8 protein-coding genes are annotated in these 10120 nt (G+C 66.1%); 3 read left to right on the forward strand and 5 right to left on the reverse strand.

The genetic code is table 11. The annotated features are described in order from the left end of the window. The first annotated feature begins 8 nt into the window (after window positions 1-8). Both AC1D34_RS12685 and AC1D34_RS12690 read left to right on the forward strand, forming a co-directional pair. Window positions 9-971, forward strand: a complete 963-nt coding sequence (locus AC1D34_RS12685) for an alpha/beta fold hydrolase (RefSeq protein ID WP_476824388.1) — start codon at window positions 9-11, stop codon at window positions 969-971. Beyond that, complete coding sequence (locus AC1D34_RS12690) at window positions 971-2536, forward strand: rhodanese-like domain-containing protein (RefSeq protein ID WP_476824389.1); 1566 nt, start codon at window positions 971-973, stop codon at window positions 2534-2536. The genes AC1D34_RS12685 and AC1D34_RS12690 overlap by 1 nt, the downstream gene beginning before the upstream one ends. 61 nt (window positions 2537-2597) lie before the next feature. Here the strand turns inward: AC1D34_RS12690 and AC1D34_RS12695 are convergent, their stop codons facing one another. Then, window positions 2598-3665 carry an isocitrate/isopropylmalate dehydrogenase family protein gene (locus AC1D34_RS12695; RefSeq protein ID WP_476824390.1) on the reverse strand — a complete coding sequence of 356 codons (1068 nt, stop codon included), beginning with the start codon at window positions 3663-3665 and terminating at the stop codon, window positions 2598-2600. 2 nt (window positions 3666-3667) lie between these two features. Next, the gene (locus AC1D34_RS12700; protein WP_476824391.1) at window positions 3668-5086 is read right to left on the reverse strand and encodes an MmgE/PrpD family protein; all 1419 of its coding nucleotides are present in this window, start codon (window positions 5084-5086) and stop codon (window positions 3668-3670) included. Between the two features lie 225 nt (window positions 5087-5311). Here AC1D34_RS12700 and AC1D34_RS12705 point away from each other — a divergent pair, with 225 nt between their 5' ends. After that, entirely contained in the window at window positions 5312-5830 is a 519-nt protein-coding gene (locus AC1D34_RS12705; protein ID WP_476824392.1) for a GntR family transcriptional regulator, read from the forward strand. Here the strand turns inward: AC1D34_RS12705 and AC1D34_RS12710 are convergent, their stop codons facing one another. From AC1D34_RS12710 to AC1D34_RS12720, 3 genes are all read right to left on the reverse strand, one after another. Further along, entirely contained in the window at window positions 5831-7561 is a 1731-nt protein-coding gene (locus tag AC1D34_RS12710; RefSeq protein ID WP_441492156.1) for an ABC transporter permease, read from the reverse strand. A gap of 111 nt (window positions 7562-7672) precedes the next feature. Continuing rightward, the gene (locus AC1D34_RS12715) at window positions 7673-8734 is read right to left on the reverse strand and encodes an ABC transporter substrate-binding protein (RefSeq protein ID WP_441492157.1); all 1062 of its coding nucleotides are present in this window, start codon (window positions 8732-8734) and stop codon (window positions 7673-7675) included. Window positions 8735-8788: 54 nt separating this feature from the next. Beyond that, window positions 8789-9883 carry an ABC transporter ATP-binding protein gene (locus tag AC1D34_RS12720; protein ID WP_476824393.1) on the reverse strand — a complete coding sequence of 365 codons (1095 nt, stop codon included), beginning with the start codon at window positions 9881-9883 and terminating at the stop codon, window positions 8789-8791. Window positions 9884-10120 lie beyond the last annotated feature (237 nt).

Below are 10120 nucleotides of genomic sequence, written 5' to 3' on the forward strand. Positions count from 1 at the left end.
TGCCGATGATGCTGGAACGATCAGAACCCGGGGCGAGCCGGCCGCCACTCCTGCCGCATGGCCCCGTGCTGATGGCAGGATTCGAGCGCCGTAAACTGCGCACCCGCGGCGCCGAAATCGAGGTGGCCATAGCCGGAAGCGGGCCGCCCTTGCTGCTGATCCACGGCAACCCGCTCAACCTGTCGAGCTGGCACAAGATTGCGCCATCGCTGGCTCAGAGCTTCACGGTGGTCGCGACCGACCTGCGCGGGTATGGCGACAGCTCCAAGCCCGACGGCGGAGAGGACCATGCCGGCTACAGTTTCCGTGCGATGGGCGAGGACAATTTCGATGTGATGGACGCGCTCGGCTTCGACCGTTTCGCAGTCGCCGGGCACGACCGGGGCGCGCGCGTCGCCTTCCGCATGGCTCTCGACCAGCCGGACCGCGTCACCGCGCTGGCCGCCCTCGACATCGTGCCGACTCATCACGTCCTGACCAATGTGAGCCTCGGCTGGGGGCTTGAATCCTACCACTGGTTCTTCATGGCGCAGAAAGCACCGTTTCCCGAGCGGCTGATCTGCGCCGATCTCGACTATTACATTCGCTACAAGCTCAACAAGAAGGGCGTCGGGCTCGAGATCTTCACGCCCGAGGCGCTGGCCGACTACGCACGCTGCACGACGCCTGAGCAGATTCACGCCGTCTGCGAAGATTATCGCGCCACGGTGACCCTCGACCTTGCCATGGACACGGCGGATTACGGCAAGCGCAAGATCGTCTGCCCCGTCCTCGTCCTGTGGGGCTCGAACAGCCATTGCGGCCGGCATTTCAAGCCGCTCGAAGCCTGGCAGGAATGGGCGGACGGCGTGCGTGGTTGGGCAATTCCGACCGGGCACTATCCGGCCGAGCACAGACCCGACCTCGTCTACGCCACCTTCCATGACTTCTTCTCTGGGCGTGAGCCCGTGCCCCATGCCGAAGCCGCCTGATGCCGGCGCTCGATCCGCAGGAAGCGAAGCGGCGGCTGCATGCACCCGGGGAGATCGCCTGTCTCGATATGCGCGAACAGGGCCAGTACGGCGAAGGCCATCCCTTCCTCGCCGTGCCCTGTCCCTATAGCCGGCTGGAGGCGCTGGTCGGCGTACTCGTGCCCTGCCGCGACGTGCCGGTCGTGCTGGTCGACGAGGGCGATGGAGTGTCCGAGCGCGCCGCAACGCGGCTCACTGCGATGGGCTACGACCGTATCGACTGGATCAGGGGCGGCGCCCCGGCCTGGGCGGCGGCCGGGTATACCCTGTTCAAGGGCGTGAATCTGCCGAGCAAGACGCTGGGCGAGCTGGTCGAGGAGCATTGGCACGTGCCTGCGATCGGTCCCGACACTCTCGACGCCTGGCAGGAGCAGGGCCGGCCGCTGCACCTCCTCGACGGCCGCTCAGCCGGCGAATACACGAAGATGACGATCCCGGGCTCGCGCTCCTTTCCGAACGGAGAGGCGGCGCATCGCTGGGACGCACTCGCCCCGGGGGAAGCCCCCGTCATCATCAACTGCGCCGGGCGGACGCGCAGCATCATCGGCGCCGCGGGCCTGGCACTGATGCAGCCGGGCGCAGTGGTGCTGGCCCTGGAAAACGGCACGCAGGGCTGGGCGCTCTCGGGCCGTGCGCTCGCGTATGACTCTGCCGCCGGTCCTCTGCCGCAGGTCGACCGCGCGGCAAGCCGTCTGCGGGCCGATGCCTTCATGCGCACGCATGCTATTTCGCGGATCGACCACGTCGCAGCCGAAGACCTTGCCGGAGAGCCCGGCCGCACGACCTATCTTCTCGACATGCGCGATCCGGCCGAGCACGCGGCCACGCCGCATGCCGCGGCGGCCTCTGCGCCAGGAGGCCAGCTCATTCAGGCCACGGATCACTGGATCGGCGTCCGCCGCGCACGCGTCATCCTGGCCGACGATACCGGGTTGCGCGCCGCGCTCGCAGCGTTCTGGCTGCGCCAGCTCGGCTACGAAACCTATGTGCTCCCCGATATCGAGACCTGGCCGGCCGACTGGCGCCTGCCGGTATCCGAACCGCCTCCCGACCTTGTCGCGCCACCTGCAATCGGCGCCCGTGAGGCGATCGAGCGCGCGCAAGCCGGAGACCTGCTGCTCGACCTGCGCGGCTCGCTTGCCTATCGCGCCGGCCATCTGCCGGGCGCCGCCTGGTCGATCCGGCCGCGCCTGCCGGCCGTGGCGGGCCGGCACGTCCTGCTTGCGGGAGACGAGACAGCAACCGCGCTCGCCAGCCGCGACCTCGCGGAATACGGCGCGACATCGGTTCACCGGGTCACGGGCGACGCAAGCGATTGGCGCGCTGCGGGGCTTGCCATCGACAGCTCGCCCTACGCCCCCGCGGACGTCGACGCCATCGACTATCTGTTCTTCGTGCACGACCGGCACGACGGCAATCTCGAGGCCGCGCGGCGCTACCTTGCCTGGGAGCTCGGGCTGGTCGCCCAGCTCGACGCAGACGAACGCGGCGAATATCGGCTCGACACGCTCGACCTCAGAGCCTGATGCAACATTTCGGCATCGGGCTCAGGATCATCGGACCGGAACGCGTATCCGGCCCGCTGATCTAACCGATTGCCCTGATGATCGCCTCGGTCATGCCACGGGTGCCGGTGGTGCCGCGGATGTCGCGCGTGCGCGTCTCGGGCCCCGAGAGCGCGGAGCGGATCGCCGCTTCCATCGTGCGCGCGGCATCCGCCGCCTGCGGCAGGGAGCGGACCCGGCCGAGATGCTCGATCAGCATCCGAGTCGACTCGATCATGGCGTAGGGATTGGCTACGCCCTTGCCGGCAATGTCGGGCGCCGAGCCATGCGTCGCCTGCGCCATGGCGAGGCCGCCCTCGCCGATGCACAGGCCGGGCGCCATGCCGAGCCCGCCGACCAGCCCCGCGGCTTCATCGGTCAGGATGTCGCCGAACATGTTCGTCGTCACCACCGTGTCGAAGCTCTGCGGATCGCGCACAAGGCGCATGGCGAAGGTATCGACGATCACCTCATCGATCGTGACGTCGGGATAATCCTTCGCTGCCTCGTAGCAGCTCTCCACGAACATGCCGCAGCCGAGCTTGAACACCGTGTTCTTGTGCACGAGCGTCAGGCGCTTGCGCCGCGACCGGGCGATGTCGAGCGCGGCACGGGCGACCTTGCGGCTGCCCCTGCGCGAGATGACGCGCACCGAGATGGTCAGGTCGTCAGTGGGCCGGAACTCGCCCGAGCCCATCACGACATTGCGGTCCGGCTGGAAGCCCTCGTTGTTCTCGCGCACGATGACGAGGTCGACATCGTCATAGATGCAGCCGATGTCGGGGTAGGATCGCGTCGGGCGGACATTGGCGAACAGGTCGAAATGCTTGCGCAGGATCGGATGCGGATTGATCGCGCCCGGCCCCTTTGGATAGGCCTGATGACCGATCGGCCCGAGGATGAAGCCGTCGAAGGTGGCGAGCGTCTCCAGCGTGCCATCCGGCAGCGTCGTGCCGTGGCTATCGAGCGCGGCGCGGCCGATAGGCATGGGCCGCCAGTCGATGGCGAGTCCGTGCCGGGCGGCCGCTGCGCGCGTCACCTCGACCGCAGCCGGGACGATCTCGTGGCCGATATCGTCCCCGTTGAGGACGCCGATGGTGAGCTTCGCCATGGTCAGAGCCGCAAAGACGCCATCAGGCGCTCGATCGAGGGCAGAGTGTCCAGGTCGCGCACCATGGCGATCACGTCCTCGATCCGTTCCCGGCCGAGACTGGCGAAGCCCGCGGTCTCGCGGAACTTGTCCGAGACCTCCTCGTAGTTCATCGGGTTGGCAGGACTTCCCTTGCCGAAATCGGCCCGGCCCGAGATGGTCCGGCCATCTTTCAGCGTAATGGCGATGAGGGTCGTCATCTTGTCGTAACCGGCGGCCTCGGCCTCATCGTCCACCACGAAATCGACCCGCTCGATCATCGCCTTGACGTCGGCGCGGTTCACTACCGCGTCGGTGAATTCCGCAAGGCCGGCTTTGCCCTCGATCAGGAGGATCGCCATGCAGAACTCCATCGAGAACTTGGCCTGGAGCTCGTTGGTCGGCCGATGGTGGATCAGCGCGTTGGGCATGTTGTGGTTGGTGCCGACGCGGACCCGCTCCACCGCGTCCGCGGTGATCCGGTTCTCGCGGATGAGACGCAGCATCTCGGTCATACCCGGATGGGTCAGCGAGCCTGAAGGATGCGGCTTGATCGAGATGCCGGGCGCCGCAAAGGTCCAGGGCGCCCCGAGCTGGTTCAGGATGGCGCCCGCGTCATAGCCGCCTCCGGYAGCCCGGAAGAAGCCGCGCGGCGCCTCCAGGATCTTGTCCGTGGCGCTCCAGCCATATTCGGCGAACTGCGCCGCCGCGACGCCGCTCTCCGACGAGCGCCCGGCATGGAAGGGCTTGGTCATCGTGCCGAAATTCTCGCGCAGACCGGCCGACTGACTGCCGGCGATCGACAGCGCGCGCAGGGTCTGGTCGAGGTCGAGCCCCATCAGCCTGGCGCTGGCCGCCGCTGCCGCGAAGGTGCCGCAGGTGGCCGTGGCGTGGAAACCGGTCTGGTAATGCCGTGGGTTGATCGCCTCCGCGATCTTGCACTCCACCTCGACGCCAAGATGGTAGGCGAGCATCACATCGCGCCCGCTGGCGCCTTTCGCCTCGCCCATGGCAAGCGCCGCCGGCAGCGCAGGTGCGGTCGGATGGGTGAGGAGCCCGTAGACCCGGTCCTTGGCCACGGCAAGCTGGGTATCGTCATAGTCGTCGGCGTGAATGCCGACGCCGTTGGCGAAGGCCGCGAAGCGCGGCGCAACCTTCAGCCGCGAGCCGATGACCGTGGCCGGTCCGCTGGCCAGGTTCAGATCGGTGAGATGGCGGCGCACATAGTCGCCGCTATGGGCGACCGAGCCCGACAGCGCCAGCCCGAGCCCGTCGAGGATCGATTTCTTGCCGAGTGCGACGACGTCGCCGGGCAGATCCGCCGGCGACGCATCGCAGATGAAGGACGCCACATAGCGCGTCAGACCGTTATCCGCGGGCGAAAGGTTATCGGGCGTCTTCATGGCGTCCTCCAGGCTAGGCCATCAGCCTCTAATTGTCTTTTGCTGATTGTCAACAGTTTAAGATCCAATGGCGTTGCCCGGCTCCGGCTGATAGATTGGGCCAATCACACGGAAACCAGTGCATGAGCCTCGATATCGATTCCGCCCTGCAGCTTCGCCGCAACCAGTCCCTGACCTCGATCATCCGCCACGAGTTGGAGCAGATGATCGAACGGGGCGAACTGAGTGCCGGCGGGCCGGGGGCTCGAGCAGAGCGGGCTGGTGAACGTCGTGGTCAACCGTGGCGTGTTCATCCGCGCGCTCGACGGGCGCGAGGCGGCCGAGCTCTACGAAATCCGGGCGGCGCTCTACGGCTTGGCAGGCAGGTTGCTGGCGCCCATCGTCACGGACGAGCAGGTCGCCATCCTCTCCAGCTATGTCGCGGAGATGGACGCCGCGATGGCAGCCGGCGACCTCAACAGCTTCTATCCCGGCAATCTGCGCTTCCACGAAGCCATCGTCGAATTCGGCGGCAATGGCCGCCTCGCAGCCGAATGCGCCGCCATCCACCGCGAGATGCACCTCCTGCGCCGCCGCACCCTCGATATGCCCGGCCGGATGACGACCTCCAATGACGAGCACCGCGCAATCCTCGAGCGGATCGCGGCACGCGACCCCGCCGGTGCCGAGGCTGCCCTGGAGGAGCATGTCCTGATCAGTCGCACCGCCTTGTTCGGCCCGCTCGGCCATTACCCGGACGCCTGATCAGCCGCGGACCGGCGCGACCTTCGCGCCGCCCAGGAGCGGCAGGCGGTTGGCGAGGAACACGACCGCAAACGAGACGATCAGCAGCATGATCCCGAGCACCGAGATCGCGCCGAGATCGCCGGATTCGTTGAGGTCGTAGATGATGACCGATACGAGCTTGGTGTCGGCGGTGGTCAGCAGGATCGTGGCCGAAAGCTCGCGGATCGTGCCGATGAACACGAAGCACCATGCCGCCACGACGTTTGAGCGCAGCAGCGGCGCGGTGATGGTGCGCAGCGTCGTCATCCGCGTCGCGCCGAGGATGCGCCCCGCCTCCTCGAGCTCGACATGCACGCTCTTGAAGGCGGACGAGAGTTGCTGGTAGCCCGCAGGCATCTCGATGGTCAGGAAAGCGATCAGCAGGATCCAGAGCGTGCCGTAGAGCGGCAATATCGGGCTGGAATAGCTGAGGAAGAGGCCGACGCCGAGGACGATGCCGGGGATCGCGACCGGCGCGGTAGCGAGATAGCCGAGCAGCGGAGCCCCGCGCGAACTGCCGCGAGTGACGAGATAGGCGACGACGAGCGCGATCGCCGTGCCGATCGTCGCGGTGAGGAAGCCGAGCAGGAACGTGTTGCGCAGCGCAAGCTGTGTCGCCGAGAACTCGAAGAACACGAACCAGATATGGTGGAGCGTGAAGCTCTCGAAGGTCAGCGGCTCCGCCACCGTACGGGTGAGCGCGGTCTTCACCAGCGCGGCATAGGGCATCAGCACCGTCAGCGACAGGATCAGGAAGGTGAAGCCGAGCGCCAGCCATTTCCAGCGCCCGAGCACCGTGATGCGCGCGCTGCCGCTCTTGCCGCCGACCGTGGTGTATCCGCGCCGGCCGAGGATGCGCCGCTGCGTCCAGAGCAGCAGGATGGTGACGAGGAGCAGCGGCAACGCCGCCGCTGCAGCGAGCCCGGGCTTGGGCGGGTACTGGAACAGGCTCCAGATCTTGGTGGTGATGACGTGGAAGTTCGCCGGTAGGGCGAGGATGGCCGGCGAACCGAACATGGTCAGCGCCTGCAGCACCGCGATCAGCGAGCCTGCAAGCATGGCCGGCAGGACGAGGGGAACCGTCACCTTGCGCAAGGTCGTCCACAGGCCACCGCCGAGGATGGCGGAAGCCTCCTCGAGTTCGGTCGGAACGCGTTCGAGCGCATTCGTCACCAAGGTAAAGACATAGGGAAACGTGTAGCACGCGATCGCGAAGACGAGGCCGGACAGGGTGTAGATGTCGACGAGGTACTCGTAGGGATCGAGGTCGAACAGCCAGCGATAGACGGCATTGATGATGCCGCTATTGGGCGCGGCCAGGATCTCCCAGGCGATGGCGCCGAGGAAGGGCGGGGTCACGAAGGAGGCCATGACGAGCCCGCGCACGAGCGTGCGACCCGGCATGTCGGTGCGGGCCACGATCCAGGCGAGTGGCGTCGCGATGGCGCAGGACAGCACACCGACGCTGAGCGCCATGGTGATCGCCACGATGAACGGCCGGCGCAGCGTCGCATCGCTGACCAGAGCCCTGAAATTCGCCAGGCTGAGGCTGCCGGACTGATCGGTCACGGCGTAGTAGCCGAGCCACGCGAGCGGCAGCACGACCAGCACCGAGAGGATAACCGTGAGCAGCACGAAGATCGGCCGCGACCAGTCGATGGCGACGTGGCGTATGGGAACTCCGGACACGATCCCGGTTATCGCTGTCATGAGGATCTCCGTGCGCCGCCAGCGCGCGACGCGCCGGCGCCGGGTGCAGCTCTCGTCAAAGGGCGATGCACGGCGCGGAAGATCCGCGCCGTGGGGTCCGCGCGGAATGGATCAGGTGCCGAAATACTCTTCGTATTTCTTCTTGATCATCTCGATATTGGGCTCGAGCTTCAGCGGGTCGGAATAGAGCAGCTTGATCTTGGAAAGCGGCGTACGCGTCTCCTTCTCCTTGACGCGCGGGTGGAACGAGCGAAGCCCGCCGGAATCGCTGTTGAGCTGTTGTGTCTCCTGGTCGAAGAGGAAGGAGTAGAACAGCTTCGCGGCATTGGGGTGCGGCGCGTTCTTCAGTATCCCGCCATGACCGATGGCGATCGGCGTGCCCTCGGTCGCATAGACGATCTCGACGGGAACGCCGGACTCCTTGAGCATGAACATGTTGTATTCGTTGCCGTCGGCTTCGATCGAACGTTCGCCCTGGGCGAGTTTCTTCGGCGGCTCTGTCGATGACTGGACCTGCATGATGCGCTGCTTGCCGAGCTTCTCGAAGAACTCCCAGCCGAGCGCCTGACTGAGGACGTCCGTGCCGGTCATCACGGTGCCGGAATAGCCGGGATGGGCCTTGACGATGCGGCCGCGCCATTTCGGATCGAGCAGGTCGGCATGGCTCTTGGGCGCATCCTCCGCCTTCACCTGCTTGCTGTTGTAACCGATGACCGAGAGATGCGCGCGATAGGCCGCATAATAGCCGTCGGCATCCTTGGCCTCCTTCGGCCAGTCCTTCGCGACCTCGGCCGGCACGGCCTGGGCCAGCCAGCCATTGCGCTTGAACAGGACGAAATGCACCGCGTCGGAGGTTTCGACGACGTCGGCATTATGGATGGAACTGCCATATTCCTGGCTGAGGCGCTGGAACACCCGCTCGGAACCGGAACGCTCGACCTTCACCTTGATGCCGGGATATTTCGCCTCAAACGCATTGCCGACCTTTTCCGAGACCGCCACGTCGGTCGCGGTGTAGAAGGTGACCGTGCCTTCTTTCTTCGCCGCCTCGATAAGCTCCGGCGTGACCTGATAGGGGGCCGGAGCCTGCGCCAAAGCGGGCATGCTTCCGAGAGCGGTCGAGAGCAGAAGGCCGGCCACCACGGATCGTCTGTCGAACATTGGGCGTGTCATTCTCGTTCCTCCTCATTGTTATGATGTTGGCGAGATTGCTTTCGCGCCCCCGGTTCAGCGGGCGAGAGCGCGGCAGTGCTCCTGTGGAAAGTGCAGCCAGACGGGTTGGCCGCGGTCGATGGCGAGGTGCGGTTCGGCARCCGTGCGGATCTGCGCGCCGCCGGGAAGTTCGATCAGGTAGTCGCGATGCGAGCCGAGATAGACCTGGCGCAGGACCGTGCCCTGCGCCCGGTTCGGCCCGTCGCCCTGCGGCTTGGCGTCCAGCACGATGTCATGATGGCGCACCGAGACGACGCCATCGCCGCCGGCCGAGAAATCGCCGGTGCCGCAGCGAAGCTTCAGCGGGCCGCACTCGACCGTATCGGCATCGAGCCACCGGCCCTTCAGGATGTTGGTGCCGCCGAGGAAGCGCGCCACGAATTCCGATTGAGGCCGCTCATAGATCTCTTCCGGGCTGCCCGCCTGCTCGATCCGGCCCTGGTTCATCACCACGATGAGATCGGCCGTGGTCATCGCCTCGGCCTGGTCGTGCGTCACATAGACGGTGGTGTAGCGATAGGCGTCGTGGAGCCGGCGGATCTCGAAGCGCATCTCCTCGCGCAGGTTGGCGTCGAGATTGGAGAGCGGCTCGTCGAGCAGCAGGATCTCGGGCTCGACGACGAGCGCGCGTGCCAGCGAAACGCGTTGCTGCTGCCCTCCGGACAGCTCTCCCGGATAGCGCTCGGCCAGCGGCTTCAACCGCGTGACGTCGAGGATCTTGTCGACGAGCCGCGCGATCTCGGCCGCCTGCATCTTCCGGAGGGACAGCCCATAGCCGATATTCTCGCGAACGGTCATGTGCGGCCAGAGCGCGTAGCTCTGGAAGATCATCGACATGCCCCGCCGCTCCGGCGGTTCGCTCCAGCCGGCCGACGAGATCGTGCGCCCGCCGACATGGATCTCGCCACCCTTGGGCGTGATGAATCCGGCGATGAGGCGCAAGGTGGTCGTCTTGCCGCAGCCTGAAGGCCCGAGCAGGCAGACGAGATTGCCCTTCTCGACATTCAGATCGACGCGATCGACCACCGTCATCGCGCCGTACCGCATCGTCAGATCGGCAAGTTCCAGAAACGCCAATGCATCCTCCCAGACGCGATATCGCCTGGACATCCGGGGTCCGGGCTTCGTTTTTCTGGATCGGCGGCGAGCGGGTACACCTGCTCCGCCATCCCAATTTTGATACGAGCTAAGGGCCAATCCTCAGGATTGTCAACAATAAGCATTCTACGATCAACCCTGAGCTGCACTTGAACGGTTGTGCAGCCGGCAGATCCAAACCCTAAGCCAAGTCCCGATATCGGTCTCGGGAAGCGTGGATCTGCGCCGATCTGTTCCCTCCCCGGGACG

Source organism: Allobosea sp. P1_A7, from assembly GCF_056406775.1.

Bases quoted from the DNA above. Each gene is read 5' to 3' on its own strand.
- AC1D34_RS12710 (WP_441492156.1), bottom strand. From the start codon at position 7,561: ATGACAGCGATAACCGGGATCGTGTCCGGAGTTCCCATACGCCACGTC.
- AC1D34_RS12715 (WP_441492157.1), bottom strand. From the start codon at position 8,734: ATGACACGCCCAATGTTCGACAGACGATCCGTGGTGGCCGGCCTTCTG.
- AC1D34_RS12695 (WP_476824390.1), bottom strand. From the start codon at position 3,665: ATGGCGAAGCTCACCATCGGCGTCCTCAACGGGGACGATATCGGCCAC.
- AC1D34_RS12690 (WP_476824389.1), top strand. From the start codon at position 971: ATGCCGGCGCTCGATCCGCAGGAAGCGAAGCGGCGGCTGCATGCACCC.
- AC1D34_RS12685 (WP_476824388.1), top strand. From the start codon at position 9: ATGCTGGAACGATCAGAACCCGGGGCGAGCCGGCCGCCACTCCTGCCG.